Raw genomic sequence first — 19,919 nt, forward strand, 5'->3', positions numbered from 1 at the left:
GAGTTACGGATTCGGGGGAGGGGTTCAGGTAGAAGGAGGTGCGGGCAGCAGCTGCCGGAGGATGTGCAGCGTCATTTCTCCGGTGCTTTTAAAGGAATCCGCCCCCAGAATCTCCATGTTGTCTCTGGAGGTATGCCACCAGTTGCCGTCCTGAAAATCGTCAATCAGGTTCAGCGTATCCATGCCCAGTTCCATGAAGGGAACGTGGTCGTCCACGATGCCGTAGGCGGAGACTCCCCATTCTACCGGGGAATAGCCCAGTTCGCGAATGGCGCGGGAATAAACCCGGTACATGGATTGGGGCGTCATGGCCGGAATCCTGATCTTTTTACCCTGCCGGCCCACCATGTCCAGATTCACCATCCACTCCGGCAGCGGCCTGGGCAGGGAGGCCGCGTAAAATTTGGAGCCGTACAGGCCGTCATCGTTGTCCATGTGCGGGGAAAAGCTTTCCTCTCCGTCGAAAAACACCAGTTCCAGCTGTCCGGCACGGGCCGGGTCCCTGGAAAGGATGCGCGCGGTTTCCAGAATGGCGGCCGCGGCGGAAGCCCCGTCATTGGCTCCGGTGAAGTCGGGAATGCCCGTTTTGGTATCAATATGGCAGGTCAGCAGACCGCGGACCGGAGTCTTGAAATCCGGATTTTTCCCGTAACGGGCCCGCAGATTGACGAATTGGGTTGGCCCTTGCGGCGTGGGCGCTTCAAAGGCCTGTTCCACGCATTCCCAGCCGTGCTTGGAAAGCTCCCCTTTCAAATAGTCCAGCTGCTTGCGGTAGCCGGGTGAAGACGGGCTTCTGTCCCCCATATCCGTAATCCGTGCGGCATGGTACATGCAATTGCTGCCGTGGAAATCGTCTGTCTCCTGCAACTGGGCTGGTACGGGCTCCGGATGGGCTTCCGGAGTTTTTGCAGGATTGCCGCACTGCACCAGCAGAGCCGTCAGGAAAAGGAGTCCAATGCGGGGCATCATGGGGAAAAAGGGTGCGGGGTTATCAGGAATCGGCCCATTCATCCTGGCCCAGAAGCTCCAGGATGCGGGTGAATTCGGACTTGCTGGAAAAAGTGATCTCAATGGAGCCTTTGCCTCCCTGTTCGGAAATGCTCACCGGCGTGCCGAACTGCTTGGCCAGCACTCCGGAAATTTTCTTGTACTGCGGTGAGGAGGGCTTCCTGGGAGGGGCCGGGTCAGGCGGGTTGAGAATCTTCTGAATGGCTTTTTCCGTCTGGCGGACGGTGTAGCCCTTGTTCACGATGTCGCGGCCAAGCTGGATTTGCTGGTCCTGATTCTTCAGGGAAAGGAGTACCTTGGCATGCCCCACGCTGATGAAGGAATTGCCCAGCATGTCCTGGACGGCCCGCGGCAGGTCCAGAAGGCGCATGCTGTTGGCCACGGCCGCGCGGGATTTGCCCACCCGTTTGGCGATGTCTCCCTGCTTCATCTTGAATTCCGCTTTCAGCCGCATATAGCCGGCGGCCTCTTCCAGAGGACTCAGGTTTTCGCGCTGGAGGTTTTCAATCAGCGCCAGTTCCAGCACGTCCTTGTCCGTGGCCTTCCGGATGATGGCGGGTACGGTGGAAAGCCCCAGGATGCCGGAAGCCCGCCAGCGCCGTTCCCCGGCAATCAGCTCGTACTTGTTGTCGTCCGTCTTGCGGACGATCAGGGGCTGGATGATTCCGTGTTCCTTGATGGAATCCACCAGTTCCGCCAACTGCTCAGGTGTAAAAATGGCGCGCGGCTGGAGCGAACTGGGAATGATGGAGGCATGGGACAACTGATGGACGACATCTCCCGCCTGGGGAGTTGCCAAGGATTCACGAGACAGATTTTGATTGATGAGGGCGTCAAAGCCTTTCCCCAGAGCCGGTTTTGCCATAACTGGAAAAAGACTATCATGATCCGTTACCGTTTTCAACAGGGGATTTGTCTTCCGTGGCAGGAAATTCGGGAGCCGGGCGTCCGGTGCCTGTTTGAGTGGCAGACATTTGGAAAGTTCAGGATTCGGAAAACGGTTTGGAATGGATGAAAAGGCATATCTTTTTCCGCTATGCCGGGAGGCGTAAACCCTGAATAAAATCATGAATCAACCGAGTGAAGAACAAAAGCAGGCCGCCCTGGAAGCGGGGAAGGAAGGAATGAAAAAAGCCTACGAACGCAGCCGGGAAATGTCCCATCTGTCCTGGTGGGAACGTCTTCTGTGGGTCATTCTGGCCGGTGCGGCCGCTGCGGCCTCCTGCCTCCTGTCCGGCTGCGGCCATTCCGTAAAATTGGGGCCGGAAGGAGCGGTCATCTGCAAGGATGGAAGCTGCCTGACGATGTCCCACGGCAGTCTGACTTTTACGCAGGCCGTTTCCGATAAAGACATCCCTCCCGTCGTGCAGGCGAAAAGCAAATAAGAAAACCGGCGGCGTTGTCCGGCGGAACATGTCATGAAGAATGCCATTGAACTGGCGGAGGCCTACTACCATGCCGCGGGCAGGACAGTCCGGAACATGGAAGAGGACGGTCTCCGCCAGGACGTCTATGTGCGCACGCCCGGCCTCGTGCTGTTGGCGCGCCGGGTGGATTCATCCGCTCCCGCGGCGCAAATCCTGAACGTGCGTTTCCGGTTTCCGCGCCGGCGGTGCGACGCCTGGCATCTTCACTTCCTGTCGGGAGACGCGAGCCTCCTTTTACAGCATGAACGGGAGATACTCTCCCTGCCGTGGATTTTGACCCAGCACGGCAAACGCGGAGACGGCCGTCTGGTAAAGCTGTCTTCCTCCCGCTTCTGCCGGCTTCTTAAAGCATGCGGAAATGCGGTTGGGTCTTGAGCGGGCTTTTTTCTAAAAAAACACCGCAAGAGTGGAAATGGAAAAGAATATCTATGTTGAATCCCGGCAAGCTGTAACTTGCCGGGATTTTTGCGTTGAGAGGACTGTGTCAAGCGGCCTTTCTTTTGGCCTGGAAGAGGAACTAGGCAGCGTGGCGGATTTTTAATCCATCCCCTCTGGTTCTTTTTTCCGCCGGATTCATAGATGTCTGGTCCTCATAGGCCCGTGTTCGCATCAAGCAGAGCTCGGGCCATGTACGCTTCGGTAAGCGGTTCCGCTCCGGTGAGCTTGGACGTACCCACGTTGGCAACGGCTACATTGGCGGACATGCGGGTGACATAGTCTTTCTGGTCATGCTGGCGAGTGTCAATGCCCGTGAAAAAAACTGGTTTGTCCGTACAGGGCGTATTGCCGTCAAGAAGCGCCATGCTTAGTCCCGAGGCCATTGCCAGGCCATTCAACGTCTTGTCTTCACGTGCACAGGGAACAAGAGGGCAGAGGCGTACCGCTTTGTCAAGCGCCCGTACAGCAGGAGAAGACATCAGGATGCACCCTCCTCCGAAGGGGCCGTCAAGAGTGCTGTGAGTACCATAATCCACTCCTTGCAGCATCAGGGTATTGAGAGTTGCAGGGTTGAGCACCAGTGTATCGGCATCAAGCTTCAGGACATAGGGGGCTTTTGTTTCCCGGAGGCTGCGTTTGTATTCGGCCAGCAGCCCCCGCAAACAGGCGCGGCCCCGCAAGTTGCCGCCTCTCTTCCAATGTGTAGCGCGGTACTGAATTTGCAGATGGTTCTCCAGGTCCTGCTGCATGGAAGGAGGCACGGGCTGCCGGGCATCGTCGAGAATGGTAATTGGGGATGCAGGCCACGCCCGGCGAGCGGCGGTTACGGCATAAGGCAATGTGTGGGCATTGCCCGCATAGGAGACAATATGGATATGGAGCAAATGGGCCATGAGAATGATTGGGTGATAACAGTTTCGTCGATGAACACCAGCATACCGGATGAAACGGGAATGTCTGATTCCACTTCGATACAAGATTGGGGTCATTCTGGAGCAATGTCATCCCGCCTGTTGCGTTAAGGCTGTGCGCCATCATTGGCAGGTATTACCTTGCATTTTTGCGGTGTTCGGATGGGTCTCCATGTACACAAAATGGTGGTACCCGTTTGGTTTGATATGTTGCCAAGCAGTTGGTTCGACACGTGTCCATCCGTAAAATCAAATAAGAGTGTTCAGACCAGCTTTTCAATAAAGCATTACTTTATTCAAGAAATGAAAAATGATTGGCTAAATAATTTGCTGTCAACAAGACAGTCTGGTTCATCCACTGGCCTGCAATAGTGGAGGAGAAGCACCCGGCTGTGGATAACATCAAGTGGCTTGTTTCCCTGGGCGAAAAAGCAAACCCCTCAAGTTGTGAACTTGAGGGGTTTATGATGGAGCCGCTTGTCGGATTTGAACCGACGACCGTCCGCTTACAAGGCGGGTGCTCTACCACTGAGCTAAAGCGGCGCAATGAATGGATGCGCACATGTCTACAGAAGAAGCCCCTTCCTGGCAAGCCGAAAATGGGCGGCACAGGGGGCCTTCCGTATTTTTAAACGTGTCAGGCGTCAAACAGGGAACCCTGTTCCAGCGGCGGTTCTGCGGATGAATCCGGGGAAGAGGGAGCGTCATCCTGCGGTTGGGGCTTTTCGGCTGGAGCGGATGCGCTTTCCGCAGATTCCGGCGCGCCGGCAGGTGTGGATGATTCCTCTTCCGTGGTTTCATTGCCGGCTTTGGCTGCAGGCATGATGCGGGAGACGCGTTCCACCGGATGCTTGGTGATGATGTTGCCCTGGGCGCCGCGGTTTTTGATCCGCAAGTCCGCGAAATGGAAGGGCCTGATCAGATTGCGGAGTTTGAGGACGGCTTTCAGATAAACGTTCACGCTGATTTGTTCACTGTCTTGCTCCGTTTCATGCACGGAAAAGTGGAAGATGCGCGTTCCCTTCGTCCCGCGTGTCAGGGGGTATTCCTTGTCTCTGGTGAAGCCTCCTATCCGGAAGCGCTTGGCGTAAACGGGGCCGTCCTTTCCATCCCGGTAAATCAGGTTGAAGACGGGGTCGTCATCCTTCTTGATGATGGAGATATAGAGAGGGTTTTTTCCGGCGAAGAATTTGTCCTGAATGCGCACGATTTTCAGCACGCCTGCATTGTCCACGATCAGGACGTCGTCCAGCGTGGAGCACTTGCACACGGGATTTCCCTTCTTGACGCCGAAACCGGCGAAGCCTTCTTCGTCAATATAGAGGGTTTCATTGGCCACGGCTACCTGGGCCCGGTCCACGGAACCAAAGGAGGAGATTTCCGTCTTCCGGGGATAGGAAGCTCCGTATTTTTTGCGGAGGGATTCAAACCAGCGGATGGTGAATCTGGTGAGCTGGTTGAGGTTTTTCTGAGTCTGGTCGATGTCCGCCTCCAGTTGCTGAATGTGCTGATCGGCCTTGAAGGCGTCGAATTTGGAGATGCGCTTGATTTTGATTTCCGTCAGCCGGATCAGGTCGTCCCTGGTAATGGGGCTGCGCAGTTTCCTGGCGAAGGGCTGGAGTTCCCTGTCAATGGTCTCCAGCACTTCCTCCCATGTTTCGCAGTCTTCAATGGTCAGATAGATGCGGTTTTCAATAAAAATCTTCTCCAGGCTGGCCTGGTGCCATGCCGCATTAAGTTCCTGAAGGCGTATTTCCTGTTCCTGCCGCAGCGTTTCCTTGGTGGCATCCGTGTTGTAGCGCAGGATATCGCTGATGCGCATGAACCGGGGCTTGTCTTCCACAATGACGCATGCGTTGGGGGAGACGCTGACTTCACACGCGGAGAAGGCGAACAGCGCCTTTTTGGTCTGTTCCGGATCCACTCCGGCGGGCAGGTGAACCAGAATATCCACGTGCTGGGCCGTATTGTCTTCAATGCGGGCTATCTTGATTTTCCCCTTTTCCGCGGCGGAAACGATGGTATCTATCAGGATTTCCGTGGTGACGCCGAACGGGATTTCCGTGATGCGGAGAAGTTTTTTTGATTCCGTGAGAATGCGCGCCCGTATCCGCACCCGGCCCGTGCCTCGCTCCCCGTCGCGGTAATTGGTGGCATCCATGATTCCCCCTGTGGGGAAATCCGGCAGAAGCTGGAATTCCTGCCCCCGCAGGTGGGCGATGGAAGCGTCAATCAATTCGTTGAAATTATGGGGAAGGATTTTGCTGGAAAGACCCACGGCAATGCCCTCCGCCCCCTGCGCAAGCAGAAGAGGAAATTTGACGGGCAGGCTCACGGGCTCCTTGTTCCTGCCGTCATAGGAAAGCTGCCATTCCGTGACTTTGGGGCTGAACACCACGTCGCGGGCAAAGGGCGTGAAGCGGGCTTCAATGTATCGGGAAGCCGCCGCAGGGTCTCCCGTTAGAATATTCCCCCAGTTCCCCTGGGTGTCGATGAGCAGGTTTTTCTGGCCCAGGCCTACCAGGGCGTCCGCGATGGACCTGTCCCCGTGCGGATGGAATTTCATCGTATCCCCGACGATATTGGCTACTTTATTGTAGCGCCCGTCATCCAGCCGGTCCATGGCATGCAGGATGCGGCGCTGAACGGGCTTGAACCCGTCATTGATTTTCGGCACGGCCCGTTCCAGAATAACGTAGGAGGCGTAATCCAGAAAGTAGTCGGCATACATGCCTTCCACGGACTGGCTCGCTGGTGCGATGTGGGCGGGTTGAGTCACGGCCAAAAATATTAAAGGATTTGTTCCGGCGGGGCAAGTGCGATCTCCGTAAAGAAAAATAACCGGCCTTCCTGAAAGAAGGGCCGGTTATCAGTAGTGTTAAATTGATGTAAAATTTCAGGCTGATTTGGATGTAATCCTGGCCCTGAGGTCGTCTGCCTCGGTACGGAGGGTTTCAAGCTTGGCGGTTTGAGCTTCAAGCTCTGCTATTTCTTCCAGAACGGCTGCCAGGCGGCGCAAATCCGCAGGCTGTGCGGAGGCAAGGGGCTGGCTTTTGGCAACGGGGGCGTTTTTGGTGCCGGGCTTGCGGCCTCTCTTGGCCTTGGAGGCTTTCATCCAGCTGGAGATAGTGACCGTGCTGATGCCGAATTGTGCAGCGGCTTCCTTCTGGGCGCCTCTTTTATTCTGCGTTTTCCGTTCGGCGATAAAATCAAGAACGGCCTGCTTTTCTTCAGGCGTATAACGCCTCCGGTTTTTTGTATCGTTGGAGTTCATGGTATGACGAGTGGCACATATTTAATAAATGCAGCCTTTGCTATCAAGGAAAAATAATATGTTTTTTGACATAATTTAAAAGACTGTTTAAAAATTTAAAGGATGATGTACTATTCAATCATACTCTTCACATTCTCAGGCTTATTTGTAATTAAAAAAATTAATGTTTCTTAATGTATCCATGGGGAAAAAATCTTGTTGCTTAAACGGTTTTTCCCGGGCGGACGTTTTTGGCCCTGTGCATGGTTTATCGGTCAGGGAGAACCTGTGGATCCATGCCTCCGGGAGACGTTTCAGCGACTGTCACAGGGGGCGCTGGTTACGGATTTTGAGATTGCAGGGCCGGGGCGGATCATGTAAATTCAACCCAATCTCTCAGTATTTCCATTCCAATTATGACTGATCAGCCAGAATCTCAGCCGTCTCCACAGGCGCCCGCGCGCCGCCGTCTGGTGACGGCCGCCCCCGCAGCGCAGCCCAAAGTGAAATTCGCATCTCCCGCAGCGGAAGGTGTGGAAGTGGCCAAGCCGCGTTTTCTTACTCCGGAATTGCAGGCCAAACTGGCACGGGAGCAGGAAGAAGCGGCGCGCCGTGCTGCGGAGCAGGCGGAGGCGGACAGGATAGCCGCGGAAAAAGCCGCCGCTGAAGAGGAGGCTGCCCGTATTGCCGCAGAAAAAGAGGCTGCCAGAATGGCAGCGGAAAAGGAAGCCGCCAGAATCAAGGCGGAGCAGGAGGCCGCGGAAGCTGCGCGCGTGGCTGCGGAAAAAGAGGCGGCCCGCATCGCGGCTGAAGAGGAACGGGCCAGGCTGGCCGCTGAACAGGCAAAACAGGAAGAAGCTTCCAAGCCCCTGGCTGATTCTTCCGTGGATGCCCAGATACAGGATGCCCTTGCCAAGGTGGCGGAAGCCCAGAAGGCCCTTGCAGAAGCCCAGGCTGTGGCTTTGGCCCAGGCTGCCGGAGTGGCAAAGCCTGCCATGGAAGCTCCGGAGCCCCAGGAACCTGCTCCGGTCCCGACCGCCGGAAGCATTCCCAAACTGAAAGTTTTAAAAACGGCCTCCGCCCCCGTTGAAACGGCAAAGGCGGCCGCCCCCGCCGCTCCGGATTCGGGAGCCCTTCCCAAGCTGAAGGTTTTAAAATCTCCCTTGGGCTCTCCTCCGGCTCCTTCCGCCGTGGCCGCTCCGTCCTCCGGACCGGTTCCGGCGGCATCCGCGGCGCCTTCTCCCGGCACGCCTCTGGCGGGAGCGGGAGGCATCCAGCCCCCTGCCGGGGGAGAAAACGCCAGGGAGATGGCCGCTTCCGTGGACAAGTCCAAATCCCTGCTTCGCGGAATCATCTATGGTGTGTGCGCCCTGGTTCTGGTGGCCGGCGGCGTGGGGATTTACGCCTGGCAGACCAACGCCAAGAAGGATCAGGTGGAAGGTGAAAACGCCCAGTTGAATAAATTGGTGATGGAAGGCGCCAAGCTGGGGCGCAGCCGCCTGTTTGACTCCAAGAACCTCGGGCGCGTGCCGGATGTGAAAGTCGTCCCCAATGAAGAGGACGCTGCACTGCTTCTGGATAACGTGAGAGGTGTGAAGGGGCACCGGGACAACTGGCCCGGTGCGGCGCATCTGGTTTCCATCATGGCCCAGATGGATGACAACATCGCACGGCAGGTGGTCGGGGACATGAAGAAAAACGTCCGTGACTACAGCAAGGAGAAATACGCCATGATGGTGACGCTGCTGGCCAAGTCCTCCAGCCCGGTCATGCGTGAGCTGCTCAAGGATTTGTACGACTCCATCAGCGACAGCAAGAACAAAAAGGTGCAGGACAAGCAGGCCGTGGTGCTCCAGTACATGCGTTTCTCCATGAAGCTGGACGACCTGGATGACGTCATGAAAATTCTGCAGCAGAAAAACGTTTCTTCAGACTTGGTTTCTTCCGCATTCCGCACGGCCCGCTATCTCATTGACGAGGCTCCGGAAGCCAAGCGTGTCGGGCTTTCCTCCAAGCTGCTGCAATACCAGCAGGGCATGCCGGAGGAAAATCTCAAGATACTTTACAGGCTCCTTGCCCGTACCGGAGATCCCAAGGTGCTGGACATGATGGAAAAGAGCTACAAGGAAGACCCCAAGAAAGCCCTGGTCATTGTCACGGCATGGGGGGACTGGAATACGGACGATGCCGTTCCCTATCTGTTCCGGGCATGGAAGGATGAATCCCTGCACTCCCGCGTGCGCTCCCAGGCCCATGACTCCATTCTCCGTGTGCTTTCCGTGGACCGCGACCGCGACGATAACGCCACCATCAAGCTGTTTGAACCCCTGATTGCGGACGCCAAGACGAGCGACCGACGCCGTTTTCTGGTTTCCGCGTTCAAGAGGTTGAGCAACAGGCCCTATGTCATCCGTCTGCTTGGACGCATCAAGCAGACGGCGGAAGAAAACAGCAATAAGCTGGATTCCCGGCTGCGCGCTGCGGAAGAAGCCCTGATGAAGGCGGAAGCCAAATACAGGAACAGTCCCGACGATGCGGCGGCGAAGGCTGATTATGAAGCCAAGAATAACGCGGCTAATGATTTGGCCAATGAAAAGGCCGGTGAGGACAATGTCATTGCAGATGTGGAAAAGGCTCTGGAAAAGATCAAGAAGACGCCTGCTCCCGTCAAGCGCGCCGGAAAGGCGAAGGACGACGATGACGAGTCTTCCGTCATCAAGACAATGTAAATCCAGTTTCAGACTGGCCAGGGGAACCGGAAGGAGGAATCCTTCCGGTTCTCTTTTTTCTTTTTTCCGTGAATTGTTTCCGGAAAACCTGCATGAAACTTGGCCGTCGTGGAGCCATTGCCGTCTTTCTTCCATCCAAGGCGTCCTGAAATCCGGAAGTAAAGCTTGGGCAGCGGGCGTTTTTCCTGTTCGTCCGGGATGATGAATTCTGCTGTGGTTTGCGGTGGACAGCACCGGAAAACCAAGTGTTCCGCGGAAGAAGGCGGAAGATATTTTTACGGAAATACCGGAACTTACAGAAGCAATCCCACCTGATAGACGACGGTAGCCGTCACAAAGCCCATTACAGTAAGACCTGCGAATTGCGCTAGGGCAAACCACCAGGTGCCGGCTTCGCGCTTGGCGACGGTCACTGTTCCTATGCAGGGCAGGGCGATCAGGCAGAAAATCATGATGCTGATACCCTGCAACGGAGTATAACTAGCTTTTAGCCGGGTGTTCAGGGTTTGCTGGGCTTCCGGACCGGAATCCCCGTCCTGCACGGCGTAGAGAATCCCCATTTGCGTGACGAAAATCTCCTTGGCCGCGAAGGCTCCCAAAAGCGCGGAATTCACCTTCCAGTCAAATCCCGCTACCCTGGTGACGGGTTCCATCCAGTGACCTATTTGCCCGGCGTAGGAATGCTCCATGGCCGCGGCCGCGTTCTCCGCGTTTCCTTCTTCCGGCCTGGGGTAGGTATTGAGGAACCACAGGATGATGGAAGCTCCGAGGATAAAGGTGCCCGCTTTTCTCACATACATGAAGGCGCGCGACCACATGAGCAGCCCTACTTTCCGCAGGGAAGGAATGCGCAGCCGTTTCAGGCGATGGGGCGCGTCCCGCTGCACGGTCTTGAAAAAGGTGTTTTTCAGCAGCCGGGCGCATAAAAGCGCCAGCAGGATGCCGGCGGCGTAAATTCCAAACAGAACGGTGGCCTGGAGATGGGAAGGAAACAGGGCGGAAACGAACATCATGTAGATGGGAAGCCGTCCCGCGCAGCTCATCATGGGAAGTATGGCGATGGTGACAAGGCGGTCATTGCGCCCCTCAATCCTCCTGGTGGAAAGAATGGCGGGCACTGAACAGCCGAATCCCAGTAAAAGGGGGGCAAAACTGCTGCCGTTCAGCCCCATGATTTTCATGATGCGGCTCATGAGGCGCGAGACCCTCATCATGTAGCCGCTGTTTTCCAGCACCGTGATCGCTCCGAAGAGAAGGACCACATTGGGCAGGAAGGCCAGAACGCCGCCTACGCCACCTACGACGCCCTCTCCCAGAAGAGACTGCAAGCCGGGCCACGGCTCCAGCAGGCGGCATGCCCAGATGCTGAACATTTGCGTTCCCGTCTGGATCAGTCTGACAAGAGGGTCGCCGATGGCAAAGCTCAAAAAGAAAATGAGATAAACTAGGCCCAGGAAAATGAGCGATCCCCACACCTTGTGCATCAGTATGGCGTCCAGTCTTGCTCTCCACATGTTGTCCCGGACGTCTTCCTCCCCTTCCATAAATTACGGGGGTAACTTAGAGCCTGCTAAGTTGACAGGCAAGCATAAAATCCGGAACGGGGCCGGAGAAGAGACGGTGGCAGGCAGTGCCGCAGGAATCAGCGGCGTGTGGCGGCAGCCAGGCCCTGGATGAAGAGAATGGCGGCCGTACAGCAGAAAATAATGCTAGGCAGCCATTGAAGCATGTACAGAGGGTCCGTGGAATCATTCCCGTAGGAAGGGAATATGGAGGCAAGAGCCAGGCAGGCCAGGGACAGCAGCCACGCCAGCCAGGATGCGGCCGGAACGGTTCTGTCCGTTTTTTCGGCAGGCAGCTGCTTGAGAATCTCTTCAACAAGTTTTCGTGTGTCCGGATTCCGTTCGGAAACGGCCGGAATGTTTTTCCTTTTGACGGGAGGCAGCGGGGCCGTCTTTTTTGCCGGAGATTCCGGCCCTGGCAGGGAACCGGAAGTGGGGGCTTCCCCGAAGGGAAGCCCCGTTTTGGCGTAAATCAATGCTCCGCATGAGGCGCAGTGCATGCCGGTTTTCGCGTCCAGATCGGCCGGGTAGGCGTATCCGTGCCCGCACAGGGCACATGTAGCGGATTCTTTCATGATTCAGCCGGAATAGGGTTTAGTCGTCCAGGGGCAGCAGGTCCACCAGGTCGGCCTTGGTTTCCGGCCTTTCGCGGATTTCCTGGAGTTTGGCCTTCAACTGTTCGCAGATGTCCTGGTGCTGGGACGCCACGTTGTTGAGTTCCTTGGGATCTTTTTCCAGATCGAACAGGCTGCCTCCTTCGGGGGATTTGGTCATTTTGGCATTCCCTCCGTTGATGCCGTCGCGGATGGCGACTCCGGCGGGGATGAATTTCCATTTGCCGTGGCGGATGGCCAGCGCCTTGCCCGTGCTGTTGATCACGTGGTAATCCCGGCCTTTGGCGGATTTGCCGAGCATGGCGGGCATCACGTTTTCAGAGTCGCGGAAGGAATTAGCCTTGCCGGGGTCCAGAAGCTGCTCCAGGGAGGCTCCCAGGTCCATCTGGTTGAACAGCGCCTTGCTGGTCATGCCGGGTTTGACGACGGCGGGCCATTTGACGATGAACGGAATGCGGGAGCCGCCTTCCAGGATGCTGTACTTGCCCGCGCGGAAGGGGCCGGCGGGAGAATGGGTGGCATTGTCCCGGACGGCGAAATCCCTGTAGCCGTCATCGAGAACGGGACCGTTGTCGCTGGAGAAAATCAACAGGGTGTCTTTTTCCAGTCCGGCTTTCTGCAGGGCTTCCGTGATGCGGCGCACGCAGTAATCCAGTTCCACGGTCACGTCGCCGCGGACGCCGTGCTGGCTCTTGCCCTCAAACTCTTTTCCGGGGCAGCGGGGCACGTGAATGTCATGCGTGGCGAACATGAGGAAAAACGGCTCCTTGGCCTTGGCGCTTTTGTTGATGTATTCCACGGCCTTGTCCGTGATCACTTGCGCGTTTTCCTCATCCTTCCAAAGGGCGCTTTTGCCGCCCTTCATGAAGCCGATGCGGCCGATGCCGTTGATGATAGCCTGGTTGTGGCCGTGGCTCCACATGAGCTTGAGCTGGTCCTTGTTGTCCTTGCCGTTGGGAAGCCCCGGAAAATTGTGCTTGTAGGACACTTCAATGGGATCGTTCGGGTCCAGATTGCGCACCTTCCCGTCTTCCAGGATGACGCAGGGAACGCGGTCCCCCGTAGCGGCAAAGATGAAGCTCTCGTCAAACCCGATCTGGTTCGGGCCGGGGGCGATTTCCTTGTTCCAGTCAATCTTCTTTCCCTTCTCGCCCAGCCCCAGGTGCCATTTGCCGACCATATAGGTCTTGTAGCCGTGGGATTTGAGCATTTTCGGCAGGGTAGGCCTCTTGGTGTCGATAATCAGGGCGGCGTCTCCCGGCAGAATGCCCGTGCCTTCCTTGCGCCAGGGATATTCTCCCGTAAACAGGGCATACCGGGAAGGGGTGCAGACGGAGGTGGTGGAATAGGCATCCGTAAAGCGGACGCCCTGCTTGGCAAGCTTGTCTATGGAAGGGGTGGGAATTCCCTTGGCCCCGTAACAGCCTATGTCTCCATAGCCGAGGTCGTCAGCATAAATCATGACGATGGCTTTGGGCGGTTTGATCTTGGGCGCGGCTACGGCTGTGCAGGCGGTTGCCGCAGCCAGGGCCAGTATGAGGTGTATTGCAGGTTTGTACATGGTTTGTTGTTGTGTGTGTTATTGGGATAATGCGGGAGATTCTTCCGTGGGAGGTGAATTGGGAGGAGGTTCCGTCATGGGGCGCATGCTGGAATTCTGCCAGATGTACCGCTTGTAGAGAACCTTGATGGCTGCCGTGAGGGGTACCGCCAGCAGGGCTCCGATCAGGCCACCGAGAATAAGCGTCCAGATCAGCACGGAAAACATGACGGTAAGTGGATGGAGTTCCACGGAATCCCCCACGATTTTCGGCTGGATAACCCATCCGTCAAACTGGTTGACGGCCAGGAAAATGCCGGAAACGATCAGGATGTGCTGGAAATCCCCCCACGTGAACCAGGCCAGCAGCACCGCAGGAATAAAGGCGCTGATGATGCCCAGATACGGGATGATGCCCAGCACGCAGACCGCCGCGCCGATGGTGACGGCATACGGCAGTCCGACCAGTTTCAGGCAGATGGCGATCAGGATGCCTTCAATGATGCTCACAAGCATCTGACCGCGGAAGAAGGAGATCAGGTAGCCGTTGATCTCCTCCATCGTGTCCACCACGTCCTTCCGGAATTTGGAGGCTTTCAGGGGAAGGATGCTGGGCCACTTTTCTTTAATTTTATCAGCTTCCAGAAGGAAATAAAAGGCAAAAATGGGCGTGATCAGAATACTCACCATGATTCCTATGGAACTGTACAGGGCGCGTCCGCCGGACGTGAGCCAGGTCATCAGTTTTTCCTGGTAGAAGGAGGAATTGATGGTCATGTAGGCCCCCAGTTTTTCGCGGGCCGTCTGGGCGTTCCTCAGCTCCTGTTCTTCCGCTTCCGCGTAATTGCCGGTATTCAATTCTCTGAGGCTGGTTTTGTAAACACTGTCTATGGTGCGGGCGATGAAAGGTATTTCAATGGTGGAATCAATCAGTTCGGAAGTCTTGTTCCAGAGTTCCATCCGGTTGTCGATCAATTCGTCCGTCTGCCGGATAAGCGGCGGCAGAATGGTAGCCCCGAATCCCACTACGACGGCCAGCGCCGCTCCCATGACCGTAATGACGGCCCAGGGCCGGGAAAACCTGCGGCGTACCAGCCAGGAGACGATGGGTTCCAGCAGATAGGCGATGACGGCCGCGATCAGGATGGGAAGAAGAACGGGCTCCAGAAAGCCCAGCACGTTCACAACCTCAAAAATGACGAAGGCGGCAATGCTCAGCATCACCAGAAAGGAGACGCCCGTCAGGGCATACCAGCAAATCCTTTTCTGGAAGGAGGAAGGAATATTGCCGGCGGGTGGGGGAGGGGTGGAATTCTGATGTTGCTTGTTCATGCCGCGTGTAGAGAGAAAAGGGCTGGAGGGCGTGCCATGTTATGCCGTGGAGGAATCACCGGTTTTCCCGTCTGCCGACGGAGGAGATTCGGACGGATTTACTGGTGGTACTGGGGGCGTATGCTGGGGGTCCGGCTGCCTGGATTGGTCTTGTTCTTTTTCTTCCTGCTGTTTGACGTGGGACTCGAATTCCTGCTCGGTAATCGCCTGGGGAGTGGGATGATAATCCCCGGCGGGTGGAGCGGCCGGTACTTCCCAGTGAATACGCACCAGCTTGTTCCTGCGCTGTACGATGACGGTGGCCTGCGCCCCGCGCTGGGTCGTGACGTACTCTACGAGGTCGGGGTAGGGATTCTTTCGGCCATTGATGGAAACCAGAACGTCGCCCGTTCTCAGGCCTGCGTTCCAGGCCGGAGACCATTCGGCCACAAAAGCCTTCATGGGACCGTTCCCGTTGCGGTCCTGGATAAAAGTTCCCCCCATCAGGTTAAAGGAAGAAGGTCCCGGCATGGGGTGGCTGGTGGAGCTGAAATAGAGGGCGCATCCCGGCCCGTCCAGCCAGAACTGGCGGGAAATCAGGGCTCCATAGCCCAGGATGATGTCAATATCGTCCGGGATGCCCATTACTTCCGGATTGGCAAAACTCTCGCATAAAAGGATATTCTTCAACTCCAGCGGGCCAAGCTGGAAGGAACTCACATGCATGCACTCGTGGGCGTAAAAGCCGCCTGCCGCCGGACTGTAGCCGGAATAAACGCTCACGAAAGCATCAGGATAGGCCAGCTTGATGGCGTTCCAGCGTTTCTTGGAAATATAGACGGCGTGGGGTGCTCCCGTATCCAGGATGATGCGGCGTCCGTGCTTGTCTGCGATTTGCGGATAATCGGACCCCGGAACCAGGGCCAGCTTGTGCCAGGACCGTATTCTGGAAGGCAGTTTATTGAAAAAGCGGTGGGACCGTTTGGGGTAATTGATGTTCCAGACATACTTCCTGATGCATTCCCATCCCAGCAGTCCGTCGTAGGGAGCCTGGTCCACCATCACCACGTCCTGTTTTCTGGACATGGGCTCTCCGTCCTGCTTCAGGGAAATGGGGACATTGGCCGTCCGCATGGCTCCACGGCCGCGCAGGCGCGCACCGATGGATTCCACCGCCGGTGAAAAAAGAAGGGAAGTCTGGACCGCTCCCGTATCCACCCCCATCATCAACTGGGTTGAGGAACTCCAGGCAAGGGCTACGGGGGTGCCGTCCAGCGGGTTGGCTGCGTCGATGGGCGGCGAACTGCTGTCCTGAATGGGACGGTGCGATACGCAGGATGCGCACAGCGCCGTAGCCAGCAGTACTATGGAAAAACGGAACATAAAGCTATTCACTATTAGCAGACTGTTCGGTGGCTGGCAAGGTTTCCTTCCTGCTTCATGGTGCTTTTTGGCGGTATCCTCCATAAGGATCGTCAAATGGAACCGTTTTAAGAAACCGGGAATATGATGTCCTGGTTATTGCTATCTGCTGTTTTTCTTTGCTGCGTGTCATGGAGTTGGTTGTCGCTTTCCACCGCCTTCTTTTCTTCTTTTGTTGAAAGCTGTCTTTGACGGCTGCGGGAGGAAGGATTCATGAGCCTCTCTTTCACGCTGATTTTTGTCGGAATTCTCCGGGACTCCCCATAGAGCTGCAAGGACGGTTCCCTCGGCAAAAATCTTGATTTTCCATGGTAGCCGTATAGGGTGGAGCGGAGCCGTTATGACCATTCCCACCTTTGAAGAGGCCGTGAGCCGCATTGTGCAGAAAGACCCGCGTTTTGCGGAAAGGGCGTATTTCTTTCTGAAGGAAGCCCTGGACTTCACCATGCAGCGTATAGAAGAGCAGGAAAACGGCGCGCAGCGCCACGTCAGCGGGCAGGAACTGCTGGAGGGATTCCGGGACTATGCCCTGAGCCAGTTCGGCCCCATGGCTTCTACCGTGCTTAAGGAATGGGGAATACGGAACGGCGGCCATGTGGGGGAAATGGTCTTTTTATTGATTGAAGAGGATGTCTTTTCCAAACAGCCGGAAGATTCTCTGGACGACTTCAAGGGATTCATGAGTTTCCGCAGGGCGTTTGAAGAACCTTACGAATTTCAGGAACAGTCCAACTGACATGACAAACGCCGTGACCAAGGAACCGGATGTACGCTGGCCCGCCGAATGGGAGCCGCAGGAGGCCGTCTGGCTGTCCTGGCCCCACCGCCGGGACCTCTGGCAGGGCGGACTGGACGAATTGCAGCGGATATACGGACTTGTGGCCGCCTCCATTGCTCCGCACGCCCAGGTGCGCGTGAATGCGGCGGAGGCCCTGCATCCGGTCATCAGGCAGGTCTTGCAGGAGGCCGGAGTGGAAGAGGAGCATTTCCGCCTCTTCAACCACCCTGCCAACGACGTTTGGTGCCGCGACCACGGTCCCGTCTTTGTGCAGGATGTGAGCGACGGTTCCCTGATGCTGGCCGACTGGCAGTTCAATGCGTGGGGCGGCAAATTCGCTCCCTGGGATTTGGACAACGGCATTCCCTCCCTGATCGGCTCTTCCCTGGGGCTGCCCGTGCGCAGTTCCCGAATGATCTTGGAAGGGGGGGCCATTGAAGGGAATGGAGATGGCCTGCTGGTCACCACGGAAGCCGTCCTGTTGAATCCCAACCGCAATCCAGACTGGAACCGCGCGGAGATTGAGGCGGAACTGCGGCGCATGCTGGGTGTGCACACGGTATTCTGGCTGGGCTCCGGCATTGAAGGGGACGATACGGACGGCCATATTGACGACATGGTGCGTTTCGTCGCACGGGATGCGGCGGTATCCATCGTGGAGCCGGACTCGTCCTCCCCCCATTACCGCGCTCTGGCGGAAAATAACGAACGTTTGCAGGACCTGAGATGCTTGGACGGCAGCCGGGTGGAAATCGTTCCCCTCCCCATGCCGGATCCGCTCAGGGCGGAGGATTGGCGGCTGGAACAGCTGCCTGCCAGTTATGCCAATTTCCTCATCGTCAATGATGCCGTAGTGGTGCCCGTATTCAACCAGCCCCGGAATGACGACCGTGCGCTGGGCATCCTGCGGGAATGCTTCAGCGGAAAACAGGTGGTGGGCCTGGATGCCCGCAAGCTGGTTTTGGAAGGAGGCGCTATCCACTGTATCACGCAGCAGCAGCCCAAACCGCGGAAGGAGGTTCCATGAGCGGGGAAGGCGGTGTCATGGTGGATGTGATCCTGCCGATGGAAAAGGCGAGGGATGAAAAGGCGCGCCGCGCCGCTGCGGCTGCCAGGCTCGGCATTTCTCCTTCGCGCATCCGGGAACTCCGCCTGGTTAAGGAATCCATTGACTCCCGGCAGAAGAAAATTTTGTTCCAGCTCCGACTGCTGGCAGGGGTGGACGGGCCGCTGCCGCCTGAACATGTGCCTTCCCGGGATTATCCTCCCGTCAGGTCCGGCGCTCCGGCGGCTCTGATCGTGGGATTTGGGCCCGCCGGAATGTTTGCCGCCCTGCGCTGTCTGGAACTGGGCGTCAAACCCGTGGTGCTGGAGCGGGGGAAGGATGTCTCCTCCCGCCGGTTTGACCTGGCGCCCATCATGAGGCAGGGCCGGGTGATTGAGGACTCCAACTACTGCTTCGGAGAAGGGGGCGCGGGCACGTTCTCCGACGGCAAGCTGTTTACCCGCGCCACCAAGCGTGGCCCCGTGCGGGATGTTTATGAGACCTTTGTGGCTCATGGCGCCCCGCGGGAAATCCTGACGGACGCCCATCCCCACATAGGCTCCAACCTGCTGCCCAATGTCGTCAAGGCCATCCGGGAATCCATTCTCAAGGCGGGCGGGGAAATCCACTTCAACGCCAGGGTGGAGCATTTGCTCCGTTCCGCGGACGGCCGCCGCGTGCGCGGAGTCGCTTGTGCGGACGGCCGGGAATTTGAGGCAAACGCCGTTCTGCTGGCTACCGGGCACAGTGCCCGCGACGTGTACCGCATGCTTCTGGCGGACGGGCTTGTCCTGGAGCAGAAACCCTTTGCCGTCGGCGTACGCATTGAGCATCCGCAGACGCTTGTGGATGCCAGGCAGTACCATTTGAACCCGGGCCAAAAGCGGCCGGACCAGCTCCCGGCGGCGCGCTACTCCGTCACCGCCACCATTCGGGACCGGGGAGTCCACTCCTTCTGCATGTGCCCCGGAGGATTCATCGTTCCGGCTGCCACGGAAAATGATGAAGTGGTGGTCAACGGCATGTCCCTGGCCCGGCGGGATTCTCCCTTTGCCAACTCCGGATTTGTCGTCAGCGTGCATCCGGAAGATACGGAATCCTTCCGCAGGGAGCACGGCGTGCTGGCGGGCGTGGCCTACCAGAAAGCCCTGGAGACGGCTTCCTGCCGCGCCGGAGGAGGCATGCAGAAGGCTCCCGCCCAGAAAGTGCCTGATTTTCTGAAAGGGCGCGTGTCCTCCTCCCTTCTTCCAACCAGCTACCACCCGGGCATTGTACCTCATCCCCTTCATGAACTGCTCCCGGCGGAAATCGTCTGGCGCATGAGGGAAGGGCTGAGGATGTTTGATCATAAATGGCGCGGATTTGCCGGAGAATCCGCTCAATTGATAGGCTGTGAAACCCGCACCAGTTCTCCCGTGCGCATCCCCCGGGATGAACGTACGCTGGAACATCCCGGACTGGAAGGGCTGTATCCGTGCGGGGAAGGCGCCGGCTATGCCGGAGGCATCGTCTCCGCCGCTCTGGATGGCCGCCGTTGTGCGGAAGCCTTGGCAGAGCAGATGCAGGACTGAATTATTCCTGAGGAAAGTATGGCCGGGGGATGCGGAAAAAGCATGTTTTCTATTCTAATTCTCCTGTAAGAAACATCTTCTGCGGCGTGTTCCGTATCTGCTTTTCCGCAACGGCCTGCGGACGGCATTCGGTCTTTCCGGAAATACGGGATGCCATGGAGAAAAACCTCTTCGAAGGCAGCTTGCCGGAAGATGGTTCTTTTTAAAAAAATCCCGGAGACGGATCTTTAGAAACGTAAAATAAAAAAGAAAAAGGTAAGGTGGCAGGTTTCCGAACGATTGGATCGTTACGGTGTCCAAGTATGAATCA

Annotated in this window: 17 protein-coding genes and 1 tRNA gene; 6 read left to right on the forward strand and 12 right to left on the reverse strand. The window is 57.0% G+C overall.

The features are described from left to right. Positions 1 to 24 precede the first annotated feature (24 nt). Positions 25 to 969 (reverse strand): M28 family peptidase, encoded by a 945-nt coding sequence (locus HMPREF3039_RS13030; protein WP_067573705.1) that lies wholly within the window; start codon positions 967 to 969, stop codon positions 25 to 27. Between the two features lie 22 nt (positions 970 to 991). Further along, on the reverse strand, positions 992 to 1,873 hold the full coding sequence (locus HMPREF3039_RS13035) for a ParB/RepB/Spo0J family partition protein (protein ID WP_067573704.1): 882 nt from the start codon (positions 1,871 to 1,873) through the stop codon (positions 992 to 994). A gap of 202 nt (positions 1,874 to 2,075) precedes the next feature. Between HMPREF3039_RS13035 and HMPREF3039_RS13040 the strand changes: the two genes are divergently transcribed. Both HMPREF3039_RS13040 and HMPREF3039_RS13045 read left to right on the forward strand, forming a co-directional pair. After that, positions 2,076 to 2,393, forward strand: a complete 318-nt coding sequence (locus HMPREF3039_RS13040; protein ID WP_067573703.1) for a hypothetical protein — start codon at positions 2,076 to 2,078, stop codon at positions 2,391 to 2,393. Positions 2,394 to 2,426: 33 nt separating this feature from the next. Next, complete coding sequence (locus HMPREF3039_RS13045) at positions 2,427 to 2,810, forward strand: hypothetical protein (protein ID WP_067573701.1); 384 nt, start codon at positions 2,427 to 2,429, stop codon at positions 2,808 to 2,810. A 215-nt stretch (positions 2,811 to 3,025) separates the two neighbouring features. Here the strand turns inward: HMPREF3039_RS13045 and HMPREF3039_RS13050 are convergent, their stop codons facing one another. The 4 genes from HMPREF3039_RS13050 to HMPREF3039_RS13065 all read right to left on the reverse strand — a co-directional run bounded on the left by HMPREF3039_RS13050 (position 3,026) and on the right by HMPREF3039_RS13065 (position 7,058). Further along, positions 3,026 to 3,766, reverse strand: coding sequence for a hypothetical protein (locus HMPREF3039_RS13050; protein WP_067573698.1), 741 nt, complete (start codon positions 3,764 to 3,766; stop codon positions 3,026 to 3,028). A 486-nt stretch (positions 3,767 to 4,252) separates the two neighbouring features. After that, positions 4,253 to 4,327, reverse strand: a tRNA-Thr gene (locus tag HMPREF3039_RS13055). Between the two features lie 94 nt (positions 4,328 to 4,421). Further along, a complete protein-coding gene (locus HMPREF3039_RS13060) occupies positions 4,422 to 6,563 on the reverse strand; it encodes a DNA gyrase/topoisomerase IV subunit A (protein ID WP_231863940.1) in 2,142 nt (713 codons plus the stop codon). A 117-nt stretch (positions 6,564 to 6,680) separates the two neighbouring features. After that, entirely contained in the window at positions 6,681 to 7,058 is a 378-nt protein-coding gene (locus HMPREF3039_RS13065; protein WP_067573696.1) for a hypothetical protein, read from the reverse strand. A 395-nt stretch (positions 7,059 to 7,453) separates the two neighbouring features. Between HMPREF3039_RS13065 and HMPREF3039_RS13070 the strand changes: the two genes are divergently transcribed. After that, the gene (locus HMPREF3039_RS13070) at positions 7,454 to 9,766 is read left to right on the forward strand and encodes a hypothetical protein (protein WP_067573694.1); all 2,313 of its coding nucleotides are present in this window, start codon (positions 7,454 to 7,456) and stop codon (positions 9,764 to 9,766) included. A 293-nt stretch (positions 9,767 to 10,059) separates the two neighbouring features. On the opposite strand, the gene HMPREF3039_RS13080 is transcribed toward HMPREF3039_RS13070, so the two are convergent. From HMPREF3039_RS13080 to HMPREF3039_RS13105, 6 genes are all read right to left on the reverse strand, one after another. Then, complete coding sequence (locus tag HMPREF3039_RS13080; protein ID WP_197457911.1) at positions 10,060 to 11,280, reverse strand: ferrous iron transporter B; 1,221 nt, start codon at positions 11,278 to 11,280, stop codon at positions 10,060 to 10,062. A gap of 128 nt (positions 11,281 to 11,408) precedes the next feature. After that, positions 11,409 to 11,903: a hypothetical protein gene (locus HMPREF3039_RS13085; RefSeq protein ID WP_067573688.1), complete on the reverse strand. Its 495-nt coding sequence runs from the start codon at positions 11,901 to 11,903 to the stop codon at positions 11,409 to 11,411. Positions 11,904 to 11,922: 19 nt separating this feature from the next. Next, a complete protein-coding gene (locus HMPREF3039_RS13090) occupies positions 11,923 to 13,503 on the reverse strand; it encodes a sulfatase family protein (RefSeq protein ID WP_067573686.1) in 1,581 nt (526 codons plus the stop codon). Positions 13,504 to 13,521: 18 nt separating this feature from the next. Beyond that, positions 13,522 to 14,814 carry an AI-2E family transporter gene (locus HMPREF3039_RS13095; protein WP_067573681.1) on the reverse strand — a complete coding sequence of 431 codons (1,293 nt, stop codon included), beginning with the start codon at positions 14,812 to 14,814 and terminating at the stop codon, positions 13,522 to 13,524. Between the two features lie 39 nt (positions 14,815 to 14,853). After that, positions 14,854 to 16,176 (reverse strand): PDZ domain-containing protein, encoded by a 1,323-nt coding sequence (locus tag HMPREF3039_RS13100; protein ID WP_067573680.1) that lies wholly within the window; start codon positions 16,174 to 16,176, stop codon positions 14,854 to 14,856. Between the two features lie 107 nt (positions 16,177 to 16,283). Further along, positions 16,284 to 16,430, reverse strand: a complete 147-nt coding sequence (locus HMPREF3039_RS13105; RefSeq protein WP_156469868.1) for a hypothetical protein — start codon at positions 16,428 to 16,430, stop codon at positions 16,284 to 16,286. A gap of 125 nt (positions 16,431 to 16,555) precedes the next feature. Here HMPREF3039_RS13105 and HMPREF3039_RS13110 point away from each other — a divergent pair, with 125 nt between their 5' ends. The 3 genes from HMPREF3039_RS13110 to HMPREF3039_RS13120 are packed head-to-tail and all read left to right on the forward strand — an operon-like array spanning position 16,556 to position 19,609. Then, positions 16,556 to 16,951 (forward strand): Minf_1886 family protein, encoded by a 396-nt coding sequence (locus HMPREF3039_RS13110; protein ID WP_067573678.1) that lies wholly within the window; start codon positions 16,556 to 16,558, stop codon positions 16,949 to 16,951. Position 16,952: 1 nt separating this feature from the next. Further along, complete coding sequence (locus HMPREF3039_RS13115; RefSeq protein ID WP_067573677.1) at positions 16,953 to 18,020, forward strand: agmatine deiminase family protein; 1,068 nt, start codon at positions 16,953 to 16,955, stop codon at positions 18,018 to 18,020. Between the two features lie 17 nt (positions 18,021 to 18,037). Beyond that, positions 18,038 to 19,609 (forward strand): NAD(P)/FAD-dependent oxidoreductase, encoded by a 1,572-nt coding sequence (locus HMPREF3039_RS13120; protein WP_231863941.1) that lies wholly within the window; start codon positions 18,038 to 18,040, stop codon positions 19,607 to 19,609. Positions 19,610 to 19,919 lie beyond the last annotated feature (310 nt).

Source organism: Akkermansia sp. KLE1798 (assembly GCF_001580195.1).
Classification (GTDB): Bacteria; Verrucomicrobiota; Verrucomicrobiia; order Verrucomicrobiales; family Akkermansiaceae; genus Akkermansia; species Akkermansia biwaensis.

Bases quoted from the DNA above. Each gene is read 5' to 3' on its own strand.
- HMPREF3039_RS13030 (WP_067573705.1), bottom strand. From the start codon at position 969: ATGATGCCCCGCATTGGACTCCTTTTCCTGACGGCTCTGCTGGTGCAG.
- HMPREF3039_RS13110 (WP_067573678.1), top strand. From the start codon at position 16,556: ATGACCATTCCCACCTTTGAAGAGGCCGTGAGCCGCATTGTGCAGAAA.
- HMPREF3039_RS13115 (WP_067573677.1), top strand. From the start codon at position 16,953: ATGACAAACGCCGTGACCAAGGAACCGGATGTACGCTGGCCCGCCGAA.
- HMPREF3039_RS13065 (WP_067573696.1), bottom strand. From the start codon at position 7,058: ATGAACTCCAACGATACAAAAAACCGGAGGCGTTATACGCCTGAAGAA.
- HMPREF3039_RS13085 (WP_067573688.1), bottom strand. From the start codon at position 11,903: ATGAAAGAATCCGCTACATGTGCCCTGTGCGGGCACGGATACGCCTAC.
- HMPREF3039_RS13120 (WP_231863941.1), top strand. From the start codon at position 18,038: ATGGTGGATGTGATCCTGCCGATGGAAAAGGCGAGGGATGAAAAGGCG.
- HMPREF3039_RS13095 (WP_067573681.1), bottom strand. From the start codon at position 14,814: ATGAACAAGCAACATCAGAATTCCACCCCTCCCCCACCCGCCGGCAAT.
- HMPREF3039_RS13050 (WP_067573698.1), bottom strand. From the start codon at position 3,766: ATGGCCCATTTGCTCCATATCCATATTGTCTCCTATGCGGGCAATGCC.
- HMPREF3039_RS13045 (WP_067573701.1), top strand. From the start codon at position 2,427: ATGAAGAATGCCATTGAACTGGCGGAGGCCTACTACCATGCCGCGGGC.
- HMPREF3039_RS13035 (WP_067573704.1), bottom strand. From the start codon at position 1,873: ATGGCAAAACCGGCTCTGGGGAAAGGCTTTGACGCCCTCATCAATCAA.
- HMPREF3039_RS13105 (WP_156469868.1), bottom strand. From the start codon at position 16,430: ATGAATCCTTCCTCCCGCAGCCGTCAAAGACAGCTTTCAACAAAAGAA.
- HMPREF3039_RS13100 (WP_067573680.1), bottom strand. From the start codon at position 16,176: ATGTTCCGTTTTTCCATAGTACTGCTGGCTACGGCGCTGTGCGCATCC.
- HMPREF3039_RS13090 (WP_067573686.1), bottom strand. From the start codon at position 13,503: ATGTACAAACCTGCAATACACCTCATACTGGCCCTGGCTGCGGCAACC.
- HMPREF3039_RS13070 (WP_067573694.1), top strand. From the start codon at position 7,454: ATGACTGATCAGCCAGAATCTCAGCCGTCTCCACAGGCGCCCGCGCGC.
- HMPREF3039_RS13040 (WP_067573703.1), top strand. From the start codon at position 2,076: ATGAATCAACCGAGTGAAGAACAAAAGCAGGCCGCCCTGGAAGCGGGG.
- HMPREF3039_RS13080 (WP_197457911.1), bottom strand. From the start codon at position 11,280: ATGTGGAGAGCAAGACTGGACGCCATACTGATGCACAAGGTGTGGGGA.